The following is a 24,443-nucleotide window of genomic DNA, read 5'->3' as shown; positions in this document are numbered from 1 at the left end:
ACGGAACTCCTGCAGAGAAAGGCCGAGGCACAGGTAGGCTGCCGGGCGGCAAAAGAAAAGCCCGGACAAAGCCGGGCTTTCTGGTCCAGCGGCCGTCATGCCGCCTGTAAAGGCAAATCAGTTCTGCGTGTTGTCGGCAGGCGCCTCGCCATCGGCCGGAGCCTCCCCATCGGCGGGGGCGGCAGGAGCGCTCGCATCGGCGGGCGCAGGCGCCGCCGGAGCGGCGGCCTTCGACGCGGCGGCAAGCGTTTCGCCGACCTGCTGGGCGAGATCGCGGGCAACGCCGTTCTGCCAGATGTCGGCAGCCTTGACGAGATCGCGCGTCACCGCAGGGCCGCTGTCGAGCAGCTTCTTGCCCGAATCGGAGCCGTAGAAGGTGGCGATGTCGTTGAGTTCCTTTTCGGAGAACACCTTGGCATAGGCAAGGGCAGCCTCCTTTTCGAGATCGGCGCGCCGCGCCGCCAGCGCCATCGCCTTCTCGGTAACGGTCTTGCCGATCAGTTCCTGCATGTCGGGGTTCTTCTGGATCAGCTGGTTCTCGAGCGCCGCTGCCGCCTGCGGCAGGATGTTGTCGAACGGGTCGGTGGCGTGGATCGCGGCAACCGCGGCGCGCGCGGCCTTGAGATGCGATTCGGAGACGTCCTGCGCAAACGCCGGCGAGGACAGCGCAAGGACAGCCGAAGCCGCCAGAGCGGCCGAGAAGCGGCGAACCCGGTTATGCAACATCATGGTCGATAGAACTCCCTGGTTTTCGGGCGGCATGGACGGTTTGGATGCCGTCGCCGCCGGCGATGATGGCCGCTGAAGCCAGCCCGATGAAAAGACCGTGCTCGACAACGCCTGGAATGGCATGGAGAGCATTCGAAAGCGCTCTTGTATCCGGAATGCGGCCAAAAGATGCATCGAGGATAAAATGGCCGCCGTCTGTAACAAAAGGCTGGCTCCCCGTCATCCTCAATGTAATCGGGCCGGCAAGGCCGAGGCTCGCGGCCGCCGCGGCAACCGCGATCTCGGTCGCGCGCAGGCCGAACTTGTTGACTTCGATCGGCAGCGGAAAGCGGCCGAGCGTCTCCACCATCTTGGACTGGTCGGCAATCACGATCATGCGCGCGGAGGCAGCCGCGACGATCTTCTCGCGCAGCAGCGCGCCGCCGCCGCCCTTGATCAGGGTGAGCTCCGGGTCGACTTCGTCTGCGCCGTCGACGGTAAGGTCGAGTTCCGGGGTCTCCTCGAGCGTCGAGAGCGGCACGCCGAGTTCGCTGCAGAGTGCTGCGGTGCGCTCCGAGGTCGGCACGCCGATGATCCGGAGCCCGGTGGCGACCTTCTCGGCGAGCAGCCGCACGAACTCCTCGGCCGTCGACCCCGTGCCGATGCCGAGCCGCATGCCGTCGCTGACATGGCCAAGGGCGGCCCGCGCGGCTTCGACCTTCAGTTGCCTGGCATCCATGATTGCACGTCGTCCCCGGGAAAGGCTGATTTGGGCGCTCCTAGCATTTTTGCCCGCGCGGTCAAAGGCCGCGCTTGTGCTTAAATCCTGTGGATTGACCAAGCCGGCTTGCCTGATCGGGACGCAGGGGTTATCGCCTCTGGCGACGCAACCGCACAGGACTGCCCATGACCCGACCGATCATCGTGTTCGACCTCGACGGGACGCTGGTCGACACGGCGCCGGACCTGCTCGACAGCTTGAACCACAGCCTGGCGGCCAATGCGCTGGCGGCTGTCGACGAGGCCGGCTTCAAGCGCTTCGTCGGCCATGGCGGGCGGGTGATGATCGAGCGGGCGCATGCCGCGCAGCAGCGGGCGCTGGCGGTGGAGGAGCATGACCGGCTGCTGCAGCTGTTCCTCGACCACTACACGCTCAACATTCCCGGCAAGTCGCGCCCCTACCCCGGCGTTGTCGAGGCGCTCGACCGCTTCAAGGCCGCCGGTTATTTGCTGGCGATCTGCACCAACAAATACGAGGGCAATTCGGTCGCGCTGATCGGCGCGCTTGGCCTGGCGCGGTATTTCGCCGCGATCGCCGGCCAGGACACCTTCGCCTTCCGCAAGCCCGACCCGCGCCATCTCACCGAGACCATCAGGCTGGCCGGCGGCGACCCGCACCGCGCGGTGATGGTCGGCGATTCGCAGACCGACATCGATACCGCCAAGGCCGCCGGCATTCCGGTGGTGGCCGTCGATTTCGGCTACACCGAGCGCCATGTCAGGGAATTCGAGCCGTCGGCGGTGATCTCGCATTTCGACGCGCTGACGCTCGGCCTGGCCGAGCGGCTGATCGACGCCGCGGCCTGAGCAAAAACAAGGCCGTATCCGGTCCGCCGATCCCGCAATCGCGATCCTTCGGGGACCAGCGGCACATCGCTTGACTTCGGCAGCCTGCCTCCCTTATATCGCGGCTCGCTTGGCCTTCGGGCAACGAGCGGGCGATTAGCTCAGCGGGAGAGCACACCCTTCACACGGGTGGGGTCGCAGGTTCAATCCCTGCATCGCCCACCATCCAACCTGACGAAACGGTTGGATGGCTGGCCTTCACTGAATTGCACCGGCACTCCTGAGACGCCCTTCACGCGACGGGCCGCCACCATGCCTGCGCGCGCCGGCAATCGCGTGGCCTGCCGCGATGTGACAGCCTTCACAGACCTTCAGCGGGTTCTCGCGCAACGTAAAGCGGCTCGGCCAACATCTGTCGGCCAGCCGAGTGAAGTCTGCGCGATCTGGAAGGCAACCGGTCCAGGCAGGGATTTTCGATCGCCGGACGTTTCACAGTTGCCGTCCGCGCGCGTCACGGCTCCTCCCGCCGCGCGCGCGGACGGCCTTCCGCGCACTGCACATCGGGCACCAGATGGGGGCAACGCCGCGCCATCTGACCGCGCAACTGCATGGATCAACGCCGGGGGCTTTGACGCCGTCCTTTGTTGCCGTAAACTTCGGCGAGGGCGGCAATCGGGACATCAACATGGCTTTCGCCAGCGCGAACGACAGGAACGACCTGCCGCGCCTGGCGCGGATCGATCCGCGCCAGTTCGAACTTCTGTTCAGCGGCTGCAAGGTCGAGCGCTATGCCGCCGGCCAGCACCTCTTCGTCCAGGAGGATGCCGCCGACCGCATCTACGGCGTCATGAGCGGCACGGTGGAGATCTCGATCTATTCGCCCGGCGGCCAGAAGCTGGTCGCCAATATCGAATTGTCGCGCAGCCTGGTCGGCGAGATCGGCGCGCTCGACGGACGCCCGCGCACGGCAACCGCCATCTGCCTCACCGCGTGCGAGCTGGTTTCGCTAAGCCGTGCGCAACTCTTTGATCGGATTGAGAAAAATCCCCCGCTTGCGCGCGCCATGATCGATTTGCTGTGCGCCCGGCTGCGCTGGGTCAGCGGCGAGCTCGGCGATCAGGCCTTCTTCGGCATCGAGGCCAGGCTGGCCAAGCGGCTGGTGTTCCTGGGCGGCGTGATGGCCGACGGGGACGGCTGGATACCGATCTCGCAATCGGAGCTGGGGGAGTTCCTTGGCGCGACGCGCGAGTCGGTCAACAAGACGCTGAACGACTGGCGCAGCCGCCGGATCATCGACATCAAGCGCGGCGGCCTGCGCATAACCGACGCCAGGGCGCTCAGTACCATTGCCGAATCGCACGACGACGACTGAGGCCTCATTTCGCCATTCGGCACCCGAATCAGAGCCGCGAGATCAGATAGCGCAGCGCGGATTTGCCGGGCATGAAGAAATAGCCCCCTCCCCGCGTGGTGACGAATTGCGGCATCCCTTTCAGCACCGTTACGCCTTCCCAGGACGGGATGGTGAACCTGCCGTCGCCGCTGCGCGAGCCGATCGTCGGATCCTTTTCGCCGGCCAGCCCCTGGAACGAGGTCGATGAGACCCAGGTCTGTTGCATGAATTCGTACTGGCGCTCGATGTCGGCGTTGAGGCACATGAACAGCAGGCCCTTCTCGACCTTTGCACCCTTCCGGTCCTGCTTCTGGTAGGGGCGGCCGACGCGGATGATGCGGTGGCGCTTGCCGATCTGGATCTGCGTCTCGCGGTCCTCGCCAAGCGAGTCGCGCGGATTGGAGCGGCGTATGTGGGCGCCGAGTGGGCAGCGATGTCCCTGCGGATCCTCGACGCCAAGGGTGAAATCATTGTCGACGCCGCGTCCGGGGCGGCCGTCCGGGTTGCGCACCAGCGAGCTGCCGTCCGGCCAGCGGCCGAGCATCTTGGCGGCCACCCAGCGCGGCGTGATCGCCGGATTGCCGGTCTCGCCCGCCGCCTGCGCGGCGGCCGCCTTGCAGTAATCCTCGAAGCGTTCGACGTGCTGTTCGAACTGGCGCATCACGAGGAAGGAGCCGTTGCGGCCGAAATCGTGCGGCGGTGGCGGCTGTCCTGCGATCTGGCGGTTGCGGCGCACGGCCGACAGGATGCCGGAGCGGTCCTGCGCGGCCGGAACGGAGGGTGAAGCCGGATAGAAGCCGTGCTCGTCGCGATAGCCGAACAGGAATTCGCCGGGCGCGACCAGATGCATGGGTGCAGCACCCGCGTTGGCCCGCGCCGTGCCCCTGACGATCGGTTGCGAGACGCCGTCGACGAAGCCGAAATGCTCGACCGCGCGCTTGCCTTCCCGCTTCACCGCAAGCGGCAGTTCCGAAACCAGCACCATCCCCGCGCCCGACGTCTTCTTCTTCAGCGAAGCAAGCTCGGTTTTCAGCATCTCGGGGCTTTCCGCATAGCAGACGACGACGGCGTGCACCGGTTTCTGCAGTGAACCCCACTGCCAATTGTCGGGAACGCTGTCGCCGAGATCGTCCAGGATACGGCTGCGTTCGGGATTGCCCATGCCGTGGCGAAAGGCGACGGGGAACGTGCCGAGCGGGTCGCCGTCGACGCCGCCGCCCAGTCCGAGGCGGCGAAGGCCGTCAGGGCCGAATGCCAGCGTCAAGGCGCGTTCGCGCGGCACGCCATCGCCAAAACTCGCGCCGGCAACGACGAATTCGAGCCAGGCCTTGCGGCTTGCCCTGGACAGGGTCTCCGGTATGGCGATCGCCAACATATGCGCGTGCGCAAGCGCTCCGAACGGACCGAAGAAGATGGACTGGATCTCGCCGGTTTCGAGCTGCTGCTCCAGCGGCGGCGGGAAGGCCGAACTGATATTGGCCAGCAGCGAGGTGGTCTTTTGAACGGTGGTTCTTTCGGTCGCCAGACGCGGCAGCGAACCGAACAGGCTCAGCCAGTCGCGCGCCTCGTTGTCGCTAGCCGAAGCAATGCCGCGCCTGATCCGGGAATTGATCCGGATGGCCGCGGTGTTGAGCTCGCGGTAGGCCGAATACCAGAAAAGGGTCGGCACTTGCTGCCGCCGTGCCCAGCGCTTGAACCGGTCGCCGTCGCGCGCGCCATCGAGGAAGAGCCAGCGCGTGCGCGGATAGCCCTCGGTGTTGCTCCACACACCGGTGAGCCCGGAAGCGGCCTTGGCGATGAAATCTTCTAGGTAGCTCTCCCAGCTGCCGCCATAGTTGGAGAAGAACATCAGCCTGTTGGTGCCTGGCAAAAGCACCCAGCGGGCGAAATGGATGGTGTTGATGGTGCCGAGGAAGCCCGGCCGGTACACTTTCCGGGCCGTGATCGAGATCAGGTAGAAAGACAGCCTGAGCGCCAGCCGCCGCAGGAGTCCGGCCTTCATCGTCGAGATCGCCGTCATATGGTTTTGCGCGGCGCGATCCTCATGCACGATGATCTTGTCCAGCGCCTGCAGGTCGACCGGCGTGTTATGCGGACGGTCGATGTCTTCGAGGCGCCGCAAGGCGATGAAGCAGACGCCAAGCGCCACCGCGATCATCGCGATGAGCCCGAGAACGGCCAGCAGAAGCGCTGTGCCGGCAATGGCGATGGTGGCGAAGCTGAGACCGCTCGGATCGCCGAATACCAGCTTGTAGGTCAGCTTCCAGGAGACGAGCACCACGACCGCGACGGCCACCAGCATTGGCGGCGCCAGCAGCGTGGTGGTGATGGCCCGCCACCATTTTCCGGGCGGGCTTTCGAGCAGGCTTTCAGCCGGCTGGAAAGCCCAGTCGAACCTGCCCAGCGAGCGCACATGCCGGCGCGCCTCGGCGAGCACGGCGGCGGCGTCGCCATTGCCGGCGCGCGGCCGCTCGGCGATGTCGCGCACGATGCCGGCAAGCTCGGCTTCGGCCAGGATGCGGCGGACCGAATGACCCGGCGTGCCGGAAAACACCAGTCCTGCATTGCTGCCGAAGGATGGCGATATCTCGATATTGTGCTTGCGCAGGAAGTCGCTCAGCGCGCCCCCATCTGGCAGGCCGCAGACGTCCTTGAAGATCGGCCGCAACCGGTGGCCGATGGCCTGGGAGACGGCATCGATGACCTCGCTGGCGCTGCCGTCGCCGGAGATTTCGAGAACCAGGGCTCCTTTCTCGGCACCGGAAGCGTCATCGATTTCGCCGGTGCCGGCCACGGCGAGGCTGGTGAAGTGAATGCTGCCGGCGGTGTCGAGCGCGGCGCTCATCTCCTCGATGGCCGGATTGCCGAGCATGGCGACCTTGTCGCGGATGGCGTCCAGCGGCACGGGCCGGACGACCGGACAGACCACTGTCACCATCGACTGGTCGACGGTGTGGCAGAACGCCGGCTGCTCGAAATCGACCTTGAGGCTTTCCGGATAGGCGCCGATGTTGCTCAGGCGTCCGGCCCTGCCGCTGGCGCGGCGCAGCTTCTCCTTGCCGAACAGCGCGCGCAGGCTTTCGCCGATCTGGATCCTGGCGATCTCGGCGCCAATGCACAGATGGATGCCGTGCCCGAACACCAGATAGTCGCGATGCGGGCGCGTTATGTCGAAATCGTTCGGGTTCTGCACCGCGTCAGGGTCGAACATCGCCGACAGTGTCGCCGGCATCACCACCGTTCCGGCCTTCACCAGCCGCTCGCGGCGCGTCCCCCTGGCGATGGTCGCGTCGCGCGAGGCATAGCGCCACGGGCCGACCCAGATCGGTTTGAAGCGCATTGCCTCCATGATCGCCCGGTCCAGCTTCGCCGTGTCGTTTTCGGCGAGCGCCGCGTCGATGGCCTGCCTGGCATCGGGCCGCGACAGGATGACGTCCAGGCAATTGCCGCCGGCCAGCACATTGGTCGGCACGAAGCCGGCGATCATGCCCAACATGATCGAATGGATGTCCGGGCGCGACAGCCGGCCCTGGTCGAGCAAGGCGACAAGCCGCGCCAGCGGCTGGTCCTTCTGGCCCTTTTCCCTGATCGCGTCGATGGAGCGGTCGATGACCTTGATCAGCCGATCGCCGCCGACAACGGCAAGCTCGCGCGTGACTGGTTTGGCCGTAGGATCGGAAAAGAACAGCGCGCTCAAGGCGATCGCCCAGTCGGCGAACTCGGATTCGTCGTCGATCTCAAGCCCGAAATAGTCGCGGCAGATATGCACCGGCAGGAGCTTCAGCAGCCCGGCTATGGCGTCGAAGCCGGGGCTGGCGGCCGTCATGATGTCCCTGGAATGGCGCGCCGCGATCGGTCGAACCTTGGCCTCGACCTCGGCCGGTGGAAAGGCGCTCAGCACCGACGATTTCATCTGCCGGTAGGCGGCGCCGTCCTGCATGCCGAGGATGAAATTCGAGCCCCGCGCCAGCTCGGCCATCTCCGGTCCGTAAGGCGTCTCGAACTCGTCGCCGCGCTCCAATATGTCGCGAACGTCGGCATTCCTGGTGACGAGCAGGAAATTGCCGAAACCGAGGTTTGGCTTGAAGCGGCGCAGCAGCGCGAGGGCCCAGCGGGGATCGTTGAAGAAGAAGCCGACGATGCGCGACGCCAGGCCATTGGTGCGCAGCCGTTCGATGTCGAATGGCGGCATTTCCGACAGCGGTCGCTGGCTTTTCTGGGCTGCGCGGACCTTATCGAAATACTTTAACTTGATCATTCGCGTTCAAGCCCCCCGGCTGTCCACGTCATTGCGATACCGGCCGTCTCATGGCCTAGGTTTGCATCGATCCGGCGTATGTGATTCTCTTCACAGTCATCACATCCAGCCACCAGCCGGCCCGCGAAATCACGTCGCCGACCTCGCCAGTTCGAAATTGGCAATGAGGAATTCATTGGCGGATTTGTCGGCGAACGGGATCCAGCGCACGCGCTGTTCGGAGAAATCCGGATGCCTTGTCTCGAAAATTGCCAGTTCGCGCCTGGCCTCATCGGCGCGGCCGCTGCGCATAAGCGCGCCGATCTTCAGATACCTGGCGTAGAAATAGCCTGGCGACAGGTTGAGCGAGCGGTCGGCGGTGGCGATCACGGCCGGCCAGTTCTCGACGAAACTGTAGGCGACCGCCAGTTCTCCCAGATTGTGGAACCGATAGAGGTCGAAGGGGCTCAACCGCTCGGTGTCGAGGAAGAACGGTATCGCATCGGCGGCGTCCCCGAGCAAAAGCTTGGCGCTGCCCATGGCCGAGCGCGCGAAGGCAAAGCTCGGGTTGATGTGCAGCGCTTCCTTCAGATGCTCGATCGCGGCCCGCGGCTGTCCCCGCATGATATCGATGACGCCGAGATGGGCGTGCGGACGCGCATCCAGGCTGTCCATCAGCAAGGCCTTGCGCGCGTACTGCTGGACCTTGTCGAGGTCGTCGCTGTCGCCGAAACGCAGCCACGCCCGCCAGAAATACCACCATGCCAGCTCATTCAGCACGGCGCTGGAATTGGGGTCCTCACGATAGGCCTTTTCGAAGAAATCGAGGGCGATCTCGGTATCGCCGCGCGTGCGCCGGTTCATGTGCCAGCGGCCGCGTCGCACCAATTGCCAGGTCTCAAGGCTTTCCCATGGCACCTGGAAGGTGCGCGCCTGTTCGGCCCGGTCGACTTCCTTGTCGAGCATGGAGACGATCTCGCTGCCGATCTGGTCGCGCAGCTTGAAGATGTCGACAAGGTCGCGGTCGAAGCGCTGCGACCAGACCAGACGCCCATTCGACGTATCGGCCAGCGAAGTGTTGAGCCGGATCTGCCCGCCATTGCGCGTCAGCGTGCCGCTGACGATGTAGCGCGCGCCCAGCGCATTGCCGATCACCCGGGTTCCCAGGCTGTCGTCGCGGAACTGGAAGCTGGAACTCTTGGCGATCACCGAAAGCCACCTCGTATTCGAGAGGCCGTAGATGATATCCTCGGCGATGCCATCGGCCATGTAGCCGACATCGCGCTCGCCGCCATTGCCTGCGAAAGGCAGCACGGCGATTGCTGGCGGGCCCTTGGGCGGCGCCTTTTGCGGGCTAAAGGCGGGGGAAATGGCAGCGAGCGGCGCCGCCGGCGACGCTCCGCTACCGCCGCCGCGGCCGGCTATCAGGACGCGCACCGGCAAGGCGATGTTCTTCAGCATGAATTCGCCGAGATCGGTGAACTCGGCGGCTGTCTTGTCCTTCACGTGGTGCCATGTCGTCTCCGAGATGGCGAGCCCGTCATGCGGCGCGAACTCCTGTAGCCTAGCCGCGATGTTGACGTCGTCGCCGTAGAGCCTCCCCTCGCGCACGATGACGTCGCCGGTGTTGATGCCGGCCCGGAACGGCATGCGCATGTCCTCGGCCACGGATGCATTGAGCGCGACGACCCTGCCCTGGAAATCGAAGGCGGCGCGCAGGGCCTCGATCGGGTTGCCGAATTCGGCCATGATGCTGTCGCCGGCATCGCCGAAAGTACGGCCGCCAAACGCGGCGCAACTGTCGGCGATGATGTCGCGCCGCTCCTCGAAGGCGGCGACGGCCAGCTCGTCGTCGATGCCCATCAAGCGCGAGAATCCGACGGCGTCGATAGAAATGATGGTCGCCAGCTGACGGGTGTAGTTCCGTTCAGCCATGGTCAAAGCCCCCGGTCCCTGCTTGCGGTCCAGCACGGGCGACTTCCGCTTTGTTGAACACTTCGCCGTTTGCCGACGGAAAATCCTCGGCAGGCTCGGCGCGCCGTTGCCACCCTGTTATGTCGGCAAGTCTAACAGGGTCTTCGCAAAAGCTCTACCACGATCCGCTAATAGAACGCAGCGCGCGACCGGCTGCATGGTTAGCCGTTTGTTACTCAAGTTCTGCCTCGCGAATTTTCGCTTACGTATTGAAATATCATCGGTTTATATGTTTCAAACGTGGCGAAAGCACATCGACGACGGCGCCGCCCCGCGGTCCGCCATGCCGACCTGGAACAGGCGTTGTGCTCACTGGCGGAACCAACCGGGACGCGAGCGAGTTCCTTACGGCACACATGCGAGCACGAGATGAGGGGCTATCATGCGTACTGTTGTTTTGGCGACCGGCCTTACTGTTCTTCTCCTCGGTGGGCCGGCCTTCGCGGCCGATGCAAAGCCGCTGCCGCCGCCCAATGCCAAGAAACTGTCGGAAATCCTTGCCAAGGTCGAGCAACGCGCCGACTTCCGCTATGTGAAGGAAGTCGACTGGGACGATGGTGTCTACACCGTCACCTATTACACGACCGACCGGGCGAAGGTCGAAATCGCCTATGATCCGGTGACCGCCGAACCCAGCGAGGCCCGATAGAGGCGCGCTCGCGGCGCCCGCTCGGCCATCCGTACAGGGCGACCCTCCCGATCGCGGCGAACGCGAGCGCGAGCGCCGCCCCTTGCGTCGAACCGTCTTTGATGGCTGACTGCTGCTCCACGATTGCGGGCACGGGGGTGCGGGGCAGTGGTAAAACACGTATTGAAGCGCGTCCTGATGATGCTTGCCGGCTATCTGGTCGCGGTGCTTGTCGGGCTGATCGCGGTGGCGGCGATCTATGGGATACTCAGTTCGCTGCCCAACGCGCCAGCCTATTTCGACCTCATGGGCGTCAGTCCGATCGCGGTCCTGCTGGTGCCGCCGCTCGGCATGTTCGTCTACTTCCTGACGATCATCCTGACCTGGATGCAAACCCTCGTCTTCGCGCTGATCGCAGAGTTCTTTTCGTTGCGCAGCTTCCTGCTACACATGGTCTTCGGCGCCATCGCGGCGGCGGCGGGTTTCGCGCTGATCTGGCCGGACGCGCCGGAGAGTCCGGAGCGCTGGGCCGACACGGGCATCATCGCCGCCGCCGGCTCGGTTGCCGGCCTGATCTACTGGCTGATCGCCGGGCGCGACGCCGGCTTCAGGCGTCCGCTTTTCGAGCGTGCCTGAGGGTGCCGACTAGCTCGCCGGAGACCGCACTGCCTCGGTCGCGTCGAGCGCCTGCATCAGCCGCGTGTCGCGATCATAGACGTCGTCGAAGTATTCGACATTGCCGGCCAGGTCGGGCCACGCGGTGAAATAGGCGACATAGACCGGGATGGTGCGGGTCACCTTTTCGTTCGAATGCCCGTGCTTCAGCTTCTCGGTGACATAGTCGACCGAGGTACCGAGCACCGCCGCCGCCATGCCGCGCGGGTCCTGCAGGCGCACGCAGCCATGGCTCAGCGCCCGCATGTCGCGCTCGAAGAAGGACTTCTGCGGCGTGTCGTGCATGTAGATGGCATGCTTGTTGGGGAACAGGATCTTCAGCTCGCCCAGAGCATTGGCCTCGCTCGGCTGCTGGCGCACGCTGTAGGGAATGTTGGCGCCGTAGGCGCCCCAATTGACCGCCGATGACGGCACGCGCCGCCCGCTCGAATCAGTCACCTCGTAGCCGGCGCGGTCGAGATAGCCGGGATCGTTGCGCAGCCTGGGCAGCATCTCGTTGACGATGATCGACTGCGGCACACCCCAATAGGGATGGAAATCGACCTGCTCGATCTGGTCGTAGAAGAAAGCGGTCTGGTTGGTGACCTTGCCGACGACGACGCGGGTCTTCAGCTTCTCTTCGCCATTGTCGATGTAGCTGGCGGTGAAGGCCGGTTGGTTGATGAAGACGCGCGGACTACCGAGGTCGGAAGGCAGCCAGCGCAGTTCTTCCAGCGCGACCTTGACCTTGGTGACCTTGTCGGCCTTGGAGGTTCCGGCCAGCGAAGCGACCGTGCGCGGCCCGATGACGCCGTCGCCCTTCATGCCGGCCCGCTTCTGCACCGCCTTGATGACCGGCACCAGCTCTGGATCGTAGAGTTCGCTCTTGCCCAGCCTGGCGAGGACGTCGCCATAGTCGCCGCCCATCTCGTCGTCGAGGTTGCGCGCGATCAGCGTCAAAAGCTTCGGCAGTTCGGGGCTGCTCTCGCCGGGCTTCAGCAACAGCTTGGGATCGACGACGATCTCGTTCTCCTCGCTCGCCTGCAGCGCTTCCAGCTCGACGCGCAGCGCCTGATACTCCGGGTTCTGCGGGTGTCGCGATTCCAGATAGGTGCGCACCTCCTGCGTATGCGCCAGGGTCTTCAGAACGCCTTCCATGTCCAGCGGCTTGGCCGGGAAATCATAGTAGCCGGTCATGCGATTGGGTTCGACGCGGCCGCTCTGGGCATCATGGGCATAGCGAAGCACGCGCGCCGACAGCGCCATCTCGAAGCGGACGAGCTCTTTCAGGCGCTCGTCCGCGCTGGCCGAGGATGACGCAGCAGGAACGTCGACCGTATAGTCGGCGGGCGTCAGGCCGTAGCTCGCCGCCTCGCCAAGCACCCGCACCGCATCCTGCGCGCGGCTGTTCGGAGCGGTGTCCGTCACCCAGATGAAATCCGGATTGGCCGAGTAATAGGCGATCAGCGCCTTGGCGATGTAGGGCTCGGCATAAAGCTCATAGTCTCCAAGTCCGGCGATCGCCTCATGGAAGGCATTGCCGGTCACCGACGGCACGAAGGCTGCGTCCTGTGGCTTCTCCGGCTCCGTTGCCGCTGCCGGCGCTGGCGACGACGTCAGCGCCGCGAAGTCGACACGCACCAGCCGGTCGGCCTTGTAGGTGTAATAGGACGGGCTGCTGATCTTGGAGCCGCCGCCACCCGGCACCTTGTTGGGCTTCGGCTTGGGCGGCGGCGGGAATTCGCCTTGCGGGTTATGCCGGACGCCGCCACCGAACAGCATGTCGAACAGGCCCTGTGCGCTCGCCTGCGGCATGCCGAGGCTCAGCGCCGCAGCGACCGCAAGCGGCATCACCGTGGCCTTGTTTCCGAAAATTCTCATGATCACCCGCTCCGGTTGTGAACCGGCTCCCGTTCCGCGCCGCTAGACGGTCACGCCCACCGCATGGCGGATGTAAGGCGCGATTATACCGATTCATACCGATTTCGTTAAGCTTCCATAAATTTCGGCGCGCCTGTTGCAGAACAGTTTCACAAGTTTGTGACGGTCTTGGGCAAACCGGCTTTGGCCTATACCGGTTGCATCGGGCCCTGGCGCAGCAGTCCGTGATCGAGGCGGGGCCGGCGACGAATCAACCTCCCGATCCGGCTCCGCCGGGGGACGATGCCGGACTGTTGCGGGAACGGCCCGGGCGATGGCTGCATGGACGCATCGCCAGCCTCGGCGCGGCGTGACAAACGCCGGCCGTTGTGCTGGAAATCCTCAAGACCAGCCTCGAGAGGTATGCGCCGGTGAAAAAGGGATATCGACAGCTGCTCGATGAGGCCAATGCCGAGATCGAGGTGGTTTCGCCGGAGGAAGCGGCGGGGCTGATCGAGGACGAGGATACGATCTTCGTCGACCTGCGCGATCCGCGCGAAGTCGAGCGCGACGGCAGGATACCAGGCGCCAGGCATGTGACGCGCGGCATGCTGGAATTCTGGATCGATCCGGAAAGCCCCTACCACAAGCCGTTCTTCGCCTCGGGCAAGAGTTTTGTCTTCTTCTGCGCCGGCGGCTGGCGCTCGGCCCTGGCCACCAAGACGGCGCAGGACATGGGGCTTTCACCGGTCAAGCACATCCTCGGCGGTTTCACCGCCTGGAAAGCGGCCGGGCTGCCGGTCGAGCCCGGGCAGAAGAAGAAGGCCGACTGACCGCGCTTCAATGCATGAGCGTCGCTTCGCCATGCCCGGTCGCGAAGCGGACGGCGTGTTCGACCACGCCCTTGTCGGCGAGGATGCGGCGATGGCCGAGCCCGTCGGCCCAATGCAGGCTGACGTGATCGCCGGCGCCGGCATAGCGCGTGGCATGGTCGGCCGAGACCTCGCGGTCGTCGGGCGCATGGATGACCAGCGTCGGCACCAGCGCTTCCGCTAGCTGGCGGTCGCCGGTGAATTCGCCGAGCGGCCTGCCGGAGAGCTTTTCGACGCGGTCGGCCATGGCAAGCTGTGAACGCGGACCGACATTGAGCATGCGGCTGAAGTCGGCGAAGATCGCCGGCAAGGAACTCGGCGCCGCGATCAGCACCAGCCTGTCGGCGGCAACGGGCTGGATGCCCCTGACGGAACCGGCGACGGCGTTGGCGGCAACGGCGCCGCCGAAGGAATGGCCGACGATCGCACTGAATGGCCCGAACCATTCGCCGGCGACCTTCGCCGCCTCGACCGCATTGACCATGTTCAGGCGGCGGCCCTGCGACTGGCCGTGGCCCGGCAGGTCGAGCGAGACGACCCTGTAGCCCGCCCGGCGATAGCCTTCGATCAGCACGCGCATGTATTCGGTGCGCGAGCGCCAGCCATGGATGACGAGCACGGTGCCGGCGGCCGCCCTGCCGGGCTCGGATCGGAATTCATGCACCATGACGCAGCCGGTCTTCGTTTTCAGCCGGTGATGGCGCGCCTCGGTCATGAAGGCCGCAGCCCGGTCTACGGCGCGGCGTTCGCCGTCGCTGAGGGCTTTCACATTGGGCGTGCGGCAGAACAATTCGAACGCGGCCCGGCCGCTGAGGCGGGGCGCCACATGCTCGGCCGCGCCGAACACGCCCCGGATGACCTTCAGTCCAAATGATGCCATAGTGGCGATCCATCCATTCGTTCAAGCATGAACATAATAGTTCAAACATGAACATTAAACAAGACCTGCCCTGGGACAACCCGCGCTTTCGCAACTGGGTCGCGGTGGCGCGTGCCTGCCATGTGGTGGAGCGCACGCTGGCAGTGAAGCTGGTGCCGCTGGATCTCAAGCCGGCGCAGCTCGACGTGCTGATGAACCTCTACCGCCATCCCGGCATGTCGCAGCATGACCTAGCCCGCAAGCTCTTGGTCGGCCGTTCCAACATCACCATGCTGCTGCCGCAACTGGAAACCCGCGGCCTCCTGCGCCGCGAGGGCGACGAGAAGGACAAGCGCGTGCTCAGGCTCAGCCTGACCGTGGAAGGCGAAGCCCTGCTGATGCAGGCGCTGAAGGTTCACATGGCGCTGATCGAGAAGGCTATGAGCCAGTCGACTGCGGAGCAGTGCGACATGATCGGCGAGCAGATGCGCAAGATCGCCGATGTGCTGAACGAAGCCTGAGCGCCGGGCGCTCTCCAGGTGTGTGAGATTCAGGTCAGGCCGTCCTCACCTGAATAGCAACGCACCTACCACATCGTCTTCTTTGCCCGCTCTGGCCATTCCTTGTCGTAGGTCTCGCCGTCGATGCTCTGGCGGCTGGTGACCTCGAGGATCCGGCCGGGCGTCGGCAGCGATTTCGGATCGACATGTTTCGCCGGGTTCCAGAGCTCCGACCGGACGATGGCACGGGCGCACTGGAAATAGACCGAATCGACCGCAACCACCGTGACCGAACGTGCCGGCTTGCCGTCGACGCTAAAGGAGGCGCAGAGCTCGGCATCGGTGGTGATATGAGCGCGGCCGTTGACGCGCAGCGTGGTGCCGGACCCCGGCACCAGGAACAGCAGGCCGACGCGCGGATCGCGCAGGATGTTCTTCAGCGAATCGGCGCGATTGTTGCCGCGGCGGTCCGGCATCATCAGCGTCTTCGGATCGTGGATGCGGACGAAGCCGGCGAGGTCGCCGCGCGGCGAGCAGTCGAGCCCCTCCGGCCCGGCGGTCGCCAGTGCGGCGAAGGGCGAGGTCTCGATGAAGGCGGCGTATTCGGGAATGATGTGGTCGAGTTCCTTGACGATCGAGGCTTCGCCCGGAATGCCGTAGAGCGCTTCAAGCTGTTCGACTGATGTGATGACAGACATCTGTTTCGTCTCCGAACCTTTGCCGGCGCTACTCCACATCCATGACGCCTTGACGACAAGGCGGATGGCAAGACCTAACGGTCGCGACCGAGGCCTTTCTCGGTCAATTCGGCGAGATAGGCATTCCAGCGCGCCTCCTTCTCGTGACCAAGCGCATGCAGGTAGTTCCACGTATAAATCCCGGTGTCGTGGAAATCGTCGAAGGTGATGCGCACCGCATAATTGCCGACCGGCTCGATCTTGAGGATGGCGACATTGCGCTTGCCGGGCACGGTGACCCGCTGCTCCGGCGAATGGCCCTGCACTTCCGCCGAGGGCGACAGCACGCGCAGCAGCTCGGCCGGCAATTCGAACGGATGATGGTCCGGAAAGGTGACGGTAAGCAGCTTGCGGTCCTTCGAGACCCGGAGTTCCTTCGGCGCTGTCATGCGGATCGTTCCTGCGTCATTTCCACCTTCCCTACGCTGCTTCGCCGCAGGCGAAAAGGCCATTGCAGGGCGGCCGACACGCGATGTCGGTCGGGGGAATGTTACCAAAGATCAAGACAGGCTATCTTGAATGAAAGGCCGTATCGTATCACATAGCGGTATATAACGGCGCCGTTCGCGGCCACGGGAAACGCAAAGCATGGACATGATCGATCCTTTCGGTCGAACGATCAGCTACCTGCGCGTGTCGGTCACTGACCGCTGCGATTTCCGCTGCACCTATTGCATGGCCGAGGACATGACCTTCCTGCCCAAGAAGGATCTCCTGTCGCTTGAAGAGCTCGACCGGCTCTGCACCGTCTTCATCGAAAAGGGCGTGCGGAAACTGCGCCTCACCGGCGGCGAGCCGCTGGTGCGCAAGAACATCATGCACCTCGTGCGCCAGCTGTCGCGGCATCTGCAGAGCGGCGCGCTGGAAGAGCTGACGCTGACCACCAACGGCTCGCAGCTGTCGCGCTTCGCCGCGGAGCTCGCCGATTGCGGGGTCGAGCGCATCAACGTCTCGCTGGACACGCTCGACGCCGACAAATTCCACCAGATCACCCGCTGGGGCCATCTCGGCAAGGTCATGGAAGGCATCGACGCCGCCCAGGCGGCCGGGCTGAAGGTCAAGCTCAACGCGGTGGCGCTGAAAGACTTCAACGACGCGGAACTGCCCGAGATGATGCGCTGGGCGCATGGCCGCGGCATGGACCTCACCGTCATCGAAACCATGCCGATGGGCGAGATCGACGCCGACCGCACCGATCAGTACCTGCCGCTGTCGCTGCTCAGGGCCCAGCTCGAGCGCCAGTTCACGCTAAGCGACATCCCTTACAAGACCGGCGGCCCGGCCCGTTACGTCCAAGTCGCCGAGACCGGCGGCAGGCTAGGCTTCATCACGCCGATGACGCATAATTTCTGCGAAAGCTGCAACCGCGTCAGGCTGACCTGCACCGGCACCCTCTATATGTGCCTCGGCCAGGAAGACGCCGCCGACTTGCGCGCGCCGTTGCGTGCGTCCGAAGGCAACGAACTGGTCTCTGCGGCAATAGACGAGGCGATCGGGCGCAAGCCCAAGGGCCATGACTTCATCATCGACCGCCGCACCAGCCGGCCGGCGGTGTCCCGGCATATGAGCGTCACCGGCGGCTGATCTTTCCGTCATTTGGGGCAAGGATCGCCTCCGTCATTGGCTGGAGACTGGCTTGAAGCACCTTTTCCCGACCCTGGCCATCGCAGCGTTGAGCATCGCAGCCGCAGCCAGCGCCGCGCCGTTCACCTACACCAATCAGCGCTTTGGCACCGTCTGCACCTTTCCGGACGAGATCTTCAGCATTCGCGAGCCCGAGCCGGAGAATGGCGACGGGCAGCAATGGAGCGCGCCCGACGGAGCCAGCCTGATCTGCTCTGGCATCCTCAACGTCGATGACGACACGCCGAAAAGCTTTGTCTCCTCCGAGAAGGCCAGCGCCGAGCCAGGCTACAAGATCACCTACAGCAAGGCCGGCAAGGATTGGGCGGTGCTGTCCGGCATCAAGGACGGCAAGATCTTCTATGAGCGACGCCTGTTCGGAAAGGACGGCGTCATCCGCACGGTCTGGATCGAGTATCCGCAAGCTCTGAAATCGAAATACGATCCGCTTGTTGGCGTCATTGCCGGAAGCCTCAAGGGGCCGTGAGCATTTTGCGCCACACCGCGAAATAATCCTCGCCCGCCGAAGGGCGGCCGATTTACCGACTCGATGTTCCAGCCTAGCCTTCCAGTGGACGTGATTTTTTCACCACAGGGGGAATGCAACATGCGCAAATTCATTCTTGCTCTTGCCATGCTCGGCTTTGCGGCGGCACCGGCGGCAGCGCAGTCGATCGGCGGCAACTATACGGTCGCGGGCACCAATTTCGACGGCTCCGCCTATGGTGGCGAGGCGACCATCACGCTGACCAGCGAGACGACCTGCACCATCCATTGGGAAACCGGCGGTTCGTCGTCCGACGGCATCTGCATGCGCAACGACAATGCTTTCTCCGCCGGCTATGTGATGGGCAAGGAGATCGGCCTCGTCGTCTACAAGGTCGAGGAAGACGGCTCGCTGCACGGCCTCTGGACCATCGCCGGCAAGGAAGGCAGCGGCACCGAAGTGCTGACGCCGAAATAAGCCCTTTAGCCTTCGCGCCGATCTTTGCGGGCCACGGCGACAAACCGTGGCCCAGTGCTTTGGCGTTGCTGTTTTGCGGCCGGCTGATAGAGGCTGATCCAAAGCACAACCGGTGACGCCCTTGCCTCTTTCGCCAAACCTGCGCGGCGCGCTGTTCATGATGGTGGCCATGGTCGGCTTCACCCTCAACGACGCGATCACCAAATTCTCCTCCGAATCGATGAACATGGCGCAGGTCATGCTGATCCGGGGCGCCTTCGCCTCGCTGTTCGTCGGCCTGCTTGCCTGGCAGCGCGGCGCGCTGGCAGCGCCACGGTCCATGCTGCAGCCGATGGTGGCGATGCGCGTGGCCGGCGAAGCCGGCGCAACGGTCTCGTTCCTGGTCGCGCTGGCGCACCTGCCGATCGCCAACGTCTCGGCGGTGCTGCAGGCGCTGCCGCTGGCGGTGACCATGGGCGCGGCGCTTTTCTTCGGCGAAGGTGTCGGCTGGCGGCGCTGGCTGGCGATTGCCGTCGGCTTCGCCGGGGTGCTGGTCATCGTGCGGCCGGGCTTCGAAGGCTTCAGCATCTATTCGCTGCTGGCGCTGGCGAGTGTCGCCTGCTGCGCGGTGCGCGATCTCTCCACCAGGCGCATCCCGCAAGCGATCCCGACGCTTCTGGTATCGACCGCCACGGCGTTGGCCATGACGGTGCTGGGTGCGGCGCTGCTCGCCCCGATGGGCGGCTGGACGCCGATGAGCGGCAAGGCCACCGCGCTCCTGGCGCTCGCCGCGGTGCTTGTGCTCATCGGCTACCAGTTCATCATCATGGCGATGCGCTCCGGCGACATCTCCTTCATCGCGCCGTTCCGCTACACCGCCCTGCTCTGGTCGATCCTGCTCGGCCTCGTCATCTTCGGCGACATTCCGGACCTGCCGATGATCATCGGCGCCACCATCATCGTCGGCTCGGGCCTCTACGCCCTCTATCGCGAACGCATCGTCGGCCGGCGGCAGACCGCCGCCGAAAGCGCTGGACCTGACATGGCGCCGGACGGCATATAGGACCAAGCCTTGGGGAAGCGCCTGCTGGCGGCAATTCCGGGCGGCAAGAGACAGCGGACAATGGATCGCAACATAGCGGGCATCATTCTGGCCGGCGGCCAGTCGCGGCGCATGGGCGGCGGCGACAAGACCCTGCTTGAGCTTGGCGGCCGCAGCCTGCTCGACCATGTCGTCAAGCGTCTTGCTCCGCAGGCCGGACCGCTGGCGCTGAGCGCCAATGGCGACCCGACGCGCTTCGCCAGCTTCGGGCTGCCGGTGCTTGCCGATTCGGTGGAGGGTCATGCGGGACCGCTGGCCGGCATCCTGACCGGCATCGAGTGGGCATCGATCGGCTGCGATGCCGTGGTCACGGTCGCCGGCGACACGCCCTTTTTCCCCAAAAATCTGGTCGAGCGACTGGCTGCGGCCGCCGGCTCAAAGCCCGGATCGATCGCTGTCGCCAGCTCAGGCGGCAGGCGGCACCCGACATTCGCGCTCTGGCCGCTCGACGTTCATGATTCCTTGCGCCGGTTCCTGGTCGACGAGGACAACCGGCGGGTCTCTGCCTTCATCGACCGCCACGGCGTCGTCGAGGTGGAGTTTCCAATGCCGGCATCCGACGGGCATGCGATCGATCCCTTCTTCAACATCAACACGCCGGACGATCTTGCGATCGCCGAGCGACTGTTGCAGAGCATCGAGCAATGAACAGGCGCGTTTTTGGCATCACCGGCTGGAAGAATTCCGGCAAGACCACACTGACCGAGAAGCTGGTCGCCGAGCTGGCACGGCGCGGCTGGACGGTCTCGACCGTGAAGCACGCCCATCATGATTTCGACATCGACAAGCCTGGCGCGGACTCCTTCCGCCACCGCCAGGCCGGCGCCACCGAGGTCGCGGTCGTGTCCGGTCGGCGCTGGGCGCTGATGCACGAGTTGCGCAATGAGGAGGAGCCGACGCTGGAGGCGATCCTGGCGCGGCTGGCGCCGTCGGATATCGTGCTGGTCGAAGGCTACAAGCGCGAGGCGCACAAGAAGATCGAGACGCGGCGGCTCGACGCCAAGGACAGGACGCCGCTGTCGGCCAGCGATCCCAACATCGTCGCCATTGCCGCGGACTTCGCCGCCGAAGGCGGGAGCCTGCCGGTCTTCGATCTCGACGACGTTGCATCGATAGCGGACTTCGTCGAAGGCGTCTCGGGCCTGCGGCGCTGAGCGCGTCGGCGAAATAACTTTCAGCCGCCGCTAAACTTGTTCCCGGCCTCTAACCTAGCGTCATCTTCGGCCGCAACTGCCAAGCCTGCAGCCTACTGTTTTGCAGTTGCTTTTTTCGGGGAAAGAGTGGGAGTATCGCCACCAGCGGGCGGTCAACAGCACCGCTCACAGAGCCGCACGGAACAGCGGCCGGACAATATGAGAGGACTAACATGCGTATTGCACTGCGTATCGCGCTCGCCGCATCGGCCGCCCTGCTGACACTTGGCGTTGCCCAGGCTCAGGAAAAGACATTGCGGATCGGTACGGAGGGAGCCTATCCGCCCTTCAACAACCTGACCGCCGACGGCCAGCTCGTGGGCTTCGACGTCGACATCGCCAAGGCGCTCTGCGACGAGATGAAGGTGAAGTGCACCTTCGTCGCCCAGGATTGGGACGGCATCATCCCGGCGCTGCAGGCCGGCAAGTTCGACGCCATCATCGCCTCGATGTCGATCACGCCGGAACGCGCCGAGAAGGTCGACTTCACCCACAAATACTACAACACGCCGCCGGCGATCGTCGCGCCGAAGGACAGCGACATCAAAGGTGTGACCAAGGAAGACCTGGCCGGCAAGACGATCGGCGTGCAGGCTTCGACGACGCATTTCAACTATTCGACCAAGACCTACACCGACAGCACGGTGAAGCCCTATCCAACCGCGCAGGAATATCAGCTCGACCTCGCCAATGGCCGCCTCGACGCCGCCAATGACGACATCGTCGTGCTACAGCAGTGGCTGGATTCGCCCGACGGCGCTTGCTGCAAGCTGATCGGGGCGATCAAGCCGGTCGTCGAGATCCACGGTCCGGGCGCCGGCATTGCCGTACGCAAGGGCGAGACCGATCTGGTCAACCAGTTCAATGCCGCGATCGACGCCATCCGCGCCAACGGAAAATACAAGGAAATCAACGACAAGTACTTCAAGTTCGACGTCTACGGCGGCGATTCCTGATCCGCCGGGATTGACGACAGGGACGGCGGGGATGTTCCCGCCGTTCTCACGAGGATGCCGCGCATCAGGAGTGATGCACGGTCTTCAGGCAAGTGGGGACAGGCAGGCGGATGCAGCAGAGCGTATGGACGCTTCTCAGTTGGGGGCCTGATGGTTGGCTCGACGACATCGCCTCAGGTGCTGCTGTCACGGTTCTTCTGGCTCTCGCAACTCTTCCAATCGGTTTGACGATTGGCTTTTTCGTAGCGCTGGGAAAACAATCCGAGGAACCCTCGCTGCGCATCGCCGCCAACATCTACACGACGATCTTCCGTGGATTGCCCGAACTGGTAACACTGTTTCTGTTTTTTTTCGGCGGCCCGCTGATCCTGCAATATCTCATCAGACTGGTAAGACCCGAGGCGACCATCGACGTTAACGCCTTCGTCGCCGGCATGATCGTGCTTGCCATCATCTTTTCGGCTTATGCTAGCGAGGTATTCCTTTCAGCGTTCCGGGCCATCCCAAAGGGCCAATATGAGGGCGGCTATGCAGTTGGCCTTTCATACGGGCAAACGATGCGCAAAGTAATTTTGCCGCAATTGGTTCGCATCGCCTTTCCGGGCCTGGAGAATTGCTGGCTGAGCCTGCTCAAGGACACGTCGCTGGTGTCGGTGGTCGGTTTGGCTGAAACGCTCCGTCAGGCTGGCGTGGCCGCACGCGTCACCAAACACACATTCCTGTTCTTCAGTGTGGCCGCCGCGGTATTTCTTATCTTGGCGGTTATTTCATCCTTTGCCACCCGCGCCATACAGCGCTCGCTCGCCCAGCGGGACGCGCGGCGATGAGCGTTGCGGCCGACGCCAAAAACGTTGTGGAACGGCCGCCCCCGCGAGCACGCGGCTGGCCGCGTTCCCGAATTGTCGGCTACGTGCTGATAGGCGTCTGGGTTGCCGCTGGCGGCGGCATTGTCGCCTATCTGGCTTTCGCCTGGAACAGCGAACTCTTTGCCAAGTACGGCCCGAGCTACCTGCAAGGGCTCGGCGTCACGCTTTCGCTGGTTGGCATTTCGATTGTCCTTGGCGCCATACTGTCACTTCCAGTCGCCTATGCACGCATGTCGAAGAACCGGGTCTTGTCAGGTCTTGCCTATTGTTACGTCTATTTCTTTCGCGGAACGCCGCTGCTCGTCCAGACTTTTCTGGTCTATTACGGGGTCGGCTCGTTCAAGCCGCAACTCGAAATGGTTGGGCTGTGGGGCTTCTTCCGTGAGGCGTTCAACTGCGGCGTCTTTGCCTTTGCCCTGAACACGGCTGCCTATCAGGCTGAAATCCTGCGCGGCGCCATCGAAAGCGTGCCAAGGGGCCAATGGGAGGGTGCCGCTTCGCTCGGCCTGCACAAATTGCAGACGTTGTGGAAGATCATCCTGCCGCAAGCATTGGTCGTCGCGCTGCGGCCGTATGGCAACGAGCTTATCCTGATGATCAAAGCGTCCGCGATCGTCGCCATTATCACCGTGTACGACCTGATGGGCATGGCAAAACTTACCTACGCGCGCACCTTCGATATCCAGGCCTATATCTGGGTCGCCGTCGTGTATCTGGTGATTGTCGAGGTGCTGCGCCACGCGATCGAATGGATCGAACGTCGGATCACCATTCACCTCAAGCGCTGATCGAAACCGCCTTTCTGCACCAGTCGATCGAGCGCTCCGCGCCTTGACGAATTCACCGCATGGCCTAGAGCTTGCGCCAGCAAAATCTGGTTCCCGTTTTGGAAGGCAAGCTCATGGCATCGGTGGCATTTCTCGGTCTTGGCGTCATGGGCTATCCGATGGCCGGGCACCTCAGGAACAAGGGTGGCCACGACGTCACCGTCTACAACCGCACCACGGCCAAGGCCGAGCAATGGGTTGCCCAGCACGGCGGCAAGCTGGCGCTGACGCCGGCCGAAGCGGCCGACGGCAGGGATTTTGTTTTCTCCTGCGTCGGCAATGATGACGACCTGCGCTCGGTGACGACCGGCGCCAAAGGCGCCTTCGCCTCGATGAAGAAGGGCTCCGTCTTCATCGACAACACCACCGCATCGGCCGAGGTCGCGCGCGAGCTGGATGAAGCCGCCCGAACGGGCGGCTTCTCCTTCCTCGACGCGCCGGTCTCTGGCGGCCAGGCCGGCGCCGAGAACGGCGTGCTCACCGTCATGGTGGGCGGCGAGCAGGCAGCTTTCGACAAAGCGAAACCCGTCATCGAGGCTTTCGCCCGCATGGTCGGGCTGATGGGACCGGCGGGCGCCGGCCAACTCACCAAGATGATCAACCAGATCACCATCGCCGGTCTCGTCCAAGGACTGGCCGAGGGCATCCATTTCGGCAAGAAGGCCGGGCTCGACATCGAGAAGGTGATCGAGGTGATCTCCAAGGGCGCTGCCGGTTCCTGGCAGATGGAGAACCGCCACAAGACGATGAATGCCGGCAACTACGATTTCGGCTTCGCCGTCGACTGGATGCGCAAGGACCTCGGCATCTGCCTGGCGGAGGCCGACCGCAACGGCGCCAGGCTGCCGGTGACCGCGCTCGTCGACCAGTTCTACAAGGATGTGCAGGCGATGGGGGGCCGGCGTTGGGACACCTCCTCGCTGCTCGCTCGCCTGGAAAAATAGA

At 64.2% G+C, this 24,443-nt stretch carries 24 protein-coding genes and 1 tRNA gene; 17 read left to right on the top strand and 8 right to left on the bottom strand.

What is annotated here, in order from left to right:
- Positions 1–117 precede the first annotated feature (117 nt).
- The gene (locus EN786_RS30460; protein WP_127311501.1) at positions 118–729 is read right to left on the bottom strand and encodes a DUF2059 domain-containing protein; all 612 of its coding nucleotides are present in this window, start codon (positions 727–729) and stop codon (positions 118–120) included.
- Positions 716–1,447, bottom strand: coding sequence for a ribose-5-phosphate isomerase RpiA (gene rpiA, locus EN786_RS30455; protein WP_127311502.1), 732 nt, complete (start codon positions 1,445–1,447; stop codon positions 716–718). Before rpiA ends, EN786_RS30460 begins: the two co-directional genes overlap by 14 nt.
- A gap of 167 nt (positions 1,448–1,614) precedes the next feature.
- Here rpiA and EN786_RS30450 point away from each other — a divergent pair, with 167 nt between their 5' ends.
- From EN786_RS30450 to EN786_RS30440, 3 genes are all read left to right on the top strand, one after another.
- Positions 1,615–2,295: a phosphoglycolate phosphatase gene (locus tag EN786_RS30450; RefSeq protein WP_127286701.1), complete on the top strand. Its 681-nt coding sequence runs from the start codon at positions 1,615–1,617 to the stop codon at positions 2,293–2,295.
- A 129-nt stretch (positions 2,296–2,424) separates the two neighbouring features.
- Positions 2,425–2,499 (top strand) — tRNA-Val (locus EN786_RS30445).
- Positions 2,500–2,959: 460 nt separating this feature from the next.
- Positions 2,960–3,646, top strand: a complete 687-nt coding sequence (locus EN786_RS30440) for a Crp/Fnr family transcriptional regulator (RefSeq protein ID WP_135909224.1) — start codon at positions 2,960–2,962, stop codon at positions 3,644–3,646.
- A gap of 28 nt (positions 3,647–3,674) precedes the next feature.
- On the opposite strand, the gene EN786_RS30435 is transcribed toward EN786_RS30440, so the two are convergent.
- Entirely contained in the window at positions 3,675–7,925 is a 4,251-nt protein-coding gene (locus EN786_RS30435) for a cytochrome P450 (RefSeq protein ID WP_127311268.1), read from the bottom strand.
- Positions 7,926–8,054: 129 nt separating this feature from the next.
- Positions 8,055–9,839, bottom strand: a complete 1,785-nt coding sequence (locus tag EN786_RS30430) for an adenylate/guanylate cyclase domain-containing protein (protein WP_127283129.1) — start codon at positions 9,837–9,839, stop codon at positions 8,055–8,057.
- 421 nt (positions 9,840–10,260) lie between these two features.
- Between EN786_RS30430 and EN786_RS30425 the strand changes: the two genes are divergently transcribed.
- Together EN786_RS30425 and EN786_RS30420 are read left to right on the top strand one after the other, a co-directional pair.
- Positions 10,261–10,527, top strand: a complete 267-nt coding sequence (locus tag EN786_RS30425) for a PepSY domain-containing protein (protein ID WP_127283130.1) — start codon at positions 10,261–10,263, stop codon at positions 10,525–10,527.
- Between the two features lie 177 nt (positions 10,528–10,704).
- A complete protein-coding gene (locus tag EN786_RS30420) occupies positions 10,705–11,142 on the top strand; it encodes a hypothetical protein (protein ID WP_127283142.1) in 438 nt (145 codons plus the stop codon).
- A gap of 9 nt (positions 11,143–11,151) precedes the next feature.
- On the opposite strand, the gene EN786_RS30415 is transcribed toward EN786_RS30420, so the two are convergent.
- Entirely contained in the window at positions 11,152–13,041 is a 1,890-nt protein-coding gene (locus EN786_RS30415; protein WP_135909222.1) for a murein L,D-transpeptidase, read from the bottom strand.
- Positions 13,042–13,451: 410 nt separating this feature from the next.
- Here EN786_RS30415 and EN786_RS30410 point away from each other — a divergent pair, with 410 nt between their 5' ends.
- Positions 13,452–13,853, top strand: a complete 402-nt coding sequence (locus EN786_RS30410; RefSeq protein ID WP_127283132.1) for a rhodanese-like domain-containing protein — start codon at positions 13,452–13,454, stop codon at positions 13,851–13,853.
- A gap of 7 nt (positions 13,854–13,860) precedes the next feature.
- On the opposite strand, the gene EN786_RS30405 is transcribed toward EN786_RS30410, so the two are convergent.
- On the bottom strand, positions 13,861–14,772 hold the full coding sequence (locus EN786_RS30405; protein ID WP_127283133.1) for an alpha/beta fold hydrolase: 912 nt from the start codon (positions 14,770–14,772) through the stop codon (positions 13,861–13,863).
- 47 nt (positions 14,773–14,819) lie between these two features.
- Between EN786_RS30405 and EN786_RS30400 the strand changes: the two genes are divergently transcribed.
- Positions 14,820–15,272, top strand: coding sequence for a MarR family transcriptional regulator (locus tag EN786_RS30400; protein WP_127311907.1), 453 nt, complete (start codon positions 14,820–14,822; stop codon positions 15,270–15,272).
- A 65-nt stretch (positions 15,273–15,337) separates the two neighbouring features.
- Here the strand turns inward: EN786_RS30400 and EN786_RS30395 are convergent, their stop codons facing one another.
- The gene (locus EN786_RS30395; protein WP_135909220.1) at positions 15,338–15,949 is read right to left on the bottom strand and encodes a pyridoxamine 5'-phosphate oxidase family protein; all 612 of its coding nucleotides are present in this window, start codon (positions 15,947–15,949) and stop codon (positions 15,338–15,340) included.
- 74 nt (positions 15,950–16,023) lie between these two features.
- Complete coding sequence (locus EN786_RS30390; RefSeq protein WP_127283136.1) at positions 16,024–16,377, bottom strand: DUF971 domain-containing protein; 354 nt, start codon at positions 16,375–16,377, stop codon at positions 16,024–16,026.
- Between the two features lie 199 nt (positions 16,378–16,576).
- Here EN786_RS30390 and moaA point away from each other — a divergent pair, with 199 nt between their 5' ends.
- From moaA to EN786_RS30340, 10 genes are all read left to right on the top strand, one after another.
- A complete protein-coding gene (moaA, locus tag EN786_RS30385) occupies positions 16,577–17,572 on the top strand; it encodes a GTP 3',8-cyclase MoaA (RefSeq protein ID WP_127311147.1) in 996 nt (331 codons plus the stop codon).
- A gap of 52 nt (positions 17,573–17,624) precedes the next feature.
- The gene (locus EN786_RS30380) at positions 17,625–18,098 is read left to right on the top strand and encodes a hypothetical protein (protein WP_127311148.1); all 474 of its coding nucleotides are present in this window, start codon (positions 17,625–17,627) and stop codon (positions 18,096–18,098) included.
- A 120-nt stretch (positions 18,099–18,218) separates the two neighbouring features.
- Positions 18,219–18,575 (top strand): hypothetical protein, encoded by a 357-nt coding sequence (locus EN786_RS30375; protein WP_127311149.1) that lies wholly within the window; start codon positions 18,219–18,221, stop codon positions 18,573–18,575.
- Between the two features lie 121 nt (positions 18,576–18,696).
- The gene (locus EN786_RS30370) at positions 18,697–19,617 is read left to right on the top strand and encodes a DMT family transporter (protein WP_127311150.1); all 921 of its coding nucleotides are present in this window, start codon (positions 18,697–18,699) and stop codon (positions 19,615–19,617) included.
- Between the two features lie 60 nt (positions 19,618–19,677).
- Complete coding sequence (gene mobA / locus EN786_RS30365; protein WP_127311151.1) at positions 19,678–20,304, top strand: molybdenum cofactor guanylyltransferase MobA; 627 nt, start codon at positions 19,678–19,680, stop codon at positions 20,302–20,304.
- The gene (gene mobB, locus EN786_RS30360; RefSeq protein WP_127287050.1) at positions 20,301–20,810 is read left to right on the top strand and encodes a molybdopterin-guanine dinucleotide biosynthesis protein B; all 510 of its coding nucleotides are present in this window, start codon (positions 20,301–20,303) and stop codon (positions 20,808–20,810) included. The genes mobA and mobB overlap by 4 nt, the downstream gene beginning before the upstream one ends.
- 212 nt (positions 20,811–21,022) lie before the next feature.
- Positions 21,023–21,805: an ABC transporter substrate-binding protein gene (locus tag EN786_RS30355; protein ID WP_127287049.1), complete on the top strand. Its 783-nt coding sequence runs from the start codon at positions 21,023–21,025 to the stop codon at positions 21,803–21,805.
- Between the two features lie 110 nt (positions 21,806–21,915).
- Positions 21,916–22,632: an ABC transporter permease gene (locus tag EN786_RS30350; RefSeq protein WP_127311152.1), complete on the top strand. Its 717-nt coding sequence runs from the start codon at positions 21,916–21,918 to the stop codon at positions 22,630–22,632.
- Positions 22,629–23,459, top strand: coding sequence for an ABC transporter permease (locus EN786_RS30345; RefSeq protein WP_127311153.1), 831 nt, complete (start codon positions 22,629–22,631; stop codon positions 23,457–23,459). The genes EN786_RS30350 and EN786_RS30345 overlap by 4 nt, the downstream gene beginning before the upstream one ends.
- Positions 23,460–23,572: 113 nt before the next feature.
- Entirely contained in the window at positions 23,573–24,442 is an 870-nt protein-coding gene (locus EN786_RS30340) for an NAD(P)-dependent oxidoreductase (RefSeq protein ID WP_135909218.1), read from the top strand.
- Position 24,443: the final 1 nt, after the last annotated feature.

The sequence above is a fragment of the Mesorhizobium sp. M4B.F.Ca.ET.143.01.1.1 genome (assembly GCF_004792275.1).
Lineage (GTDB): Bacteria > Pseudomonadota > Alphaproteobacteria > Rhizobiales > Rhizobiaceae > Mesorhizobium > Mesorhizobium abyssinicae.
This window is presented reverse-complemented; position numbering and strand designations above follow the sequence as displayed.

Excerpts from the sequence above, each read along its gene's own strand:
- EN786_RS30460 (WP_127311501.1), bottom strand. The coding sequence starts at position 729 with ATGATGTTGCATAACCGGGTTCGCCGCTTCTCGGCCGCTCTGGCGGCT.
- rpiA (WP_127311502.1), bottom strand. The coding sequence starts at position 1,447 with ATGGATGCCAGGCAACTGAAGGTCGAAGCCGCGCGGGCCGCCCTTGGC.
- EN786_RS30450 (WP_127286701.1), top strand. The coding sequence starts at position 1,615 with ATGACCCGACCGATCATCGTGTTCGACCTCGACGGGACGCTGGTCGAC.
- EN786_RS30440 (WP_135909224.1), top strand. The coding sequence starts at position 2,960 with ATGGCTTTCGCCAGCGCGAACGACAGGAACGACCTGCCGCGCCTGGCG.
- EN786_RS30435 (WP_127311268.1), bottom strand. The coding sequence starts at position 7,925 with ATGATCAAGTTAAAGTATTTCGATAAGGTCCGCGCAGCCCAGAAAAGC.
- EN786_RS30430 (WP_127283129.1), bottom strand. The coding sequence starts at position 9,839 with ATGGCTGAACGGAACTACACCCGTCAGCTGGCGACCATCATTTCTATC.
- EN786_RS30425 (WP_127283130.1), top strand. The coding sequence starts at position 10,261 with ATGCGTACTGTTGTTTTGGCGACCGGCCTTACTGTTCTTCTCCTCGGT.
- EN786_RS30420 (WP_127283142.1), top strand. The coding sequence starts at position 10,705 with ATGATGCTTGCCGGCTATCTGGTCGCGGTGCTTGTCGGGCTGATCGCG.
- EN786_RS30415 (WP_135909222.1), bottom strand. The coding sequence starts at position 13,041 with ATGAGAATTTTCGGAAACAAGGCCACGGTGATGCCGCTTGCGGTCGCT.
- EN786_RS30405 (WP_127283133.1), bottom strand. The coding sequence starts at position 14,772 with ATGGCATCATTTGGACTGAAGGTCATCCGGGGCGTGTTCGGCGCGGCC.
- EN786_RS30400 (WP_127311907.1), top strand. The coding sequence starts at position 14,820 with ATGAACATTAAACAAGACCTGCCCTGGGACAACCCGCGCTTTCGCAAC.
- EN786_RS30395 (WP_135909220.1), bottom strand. The coding sequence starts at position 15,949 with ATGTCTGTCATCACATCAGTCGAACAGCTTGAAGCGCTCTACGGCATT.
- EN786_RS30390 (WP_127283136.1), bottom strand. The coding sequence starts at position 16,377 with ATGACAGCGCCGAAGGAACTCCGGGTCTCGAAGGACCGCAAGCTGCTT.
- moaA (WP_127311147.1), top strand. The coding sequence starts at position 16,577 with ATGGACATGATCGATCCTTTCGGTCGAACGATCAGCTACCTGCGCGTG.
- EN786_RS30375 (WP_127311149.1), top strand. The coding sequence starts at position 18,219 with ATGCGCAAATTCATTCTTGCTCTTGCCATGCTCGGCTTTGCGGCGGCA.
- mobA (WP_127311151.1), top strand. The coding sequence starts at position 19,678 with ATGGATCGCAACATAGCGGGCATCATTCTGGCCGGCGGCCAGTCGCGG.
- mobB (WP_127287050.1), top strand. The coding sequence starts at position 20,301 with ATGAACAGGCGCGTTTTTGGCATCACCGGCTGGAAGAATTCCGGCAAG.
- EN786_RS30355 (WP_127287049.1), top strand. The coding sequence starts at position 21,023 with ATGCGTATTGCACTGCGTATCGCGCTCGCCGCATCGGCCGCCCTGCTG.
- EN786_RS30350 (WP_127311152.1), top strand. The coding sequence starts at position 21,916 with ATGCAGCAGAGCGTATGGACGCTTCTCAGTTGGGGGCCTGATGGTTGG.
- EN786_RS30345 (WP_127311153.1), top strand. The coding sequence starts at position 22,629 with ATGAGCGTTGCGGCCGACGCCAAAAACGTTGTGGAACGGCCGCCCCCG.
- EN786_RS30340 (WP_135909218.1), top strand. The coding sequence starts at position 23,573 with ATGGCATCGGTGGCATTTCTCGGTCTTGGCGTCATGGGCTATCCGATG.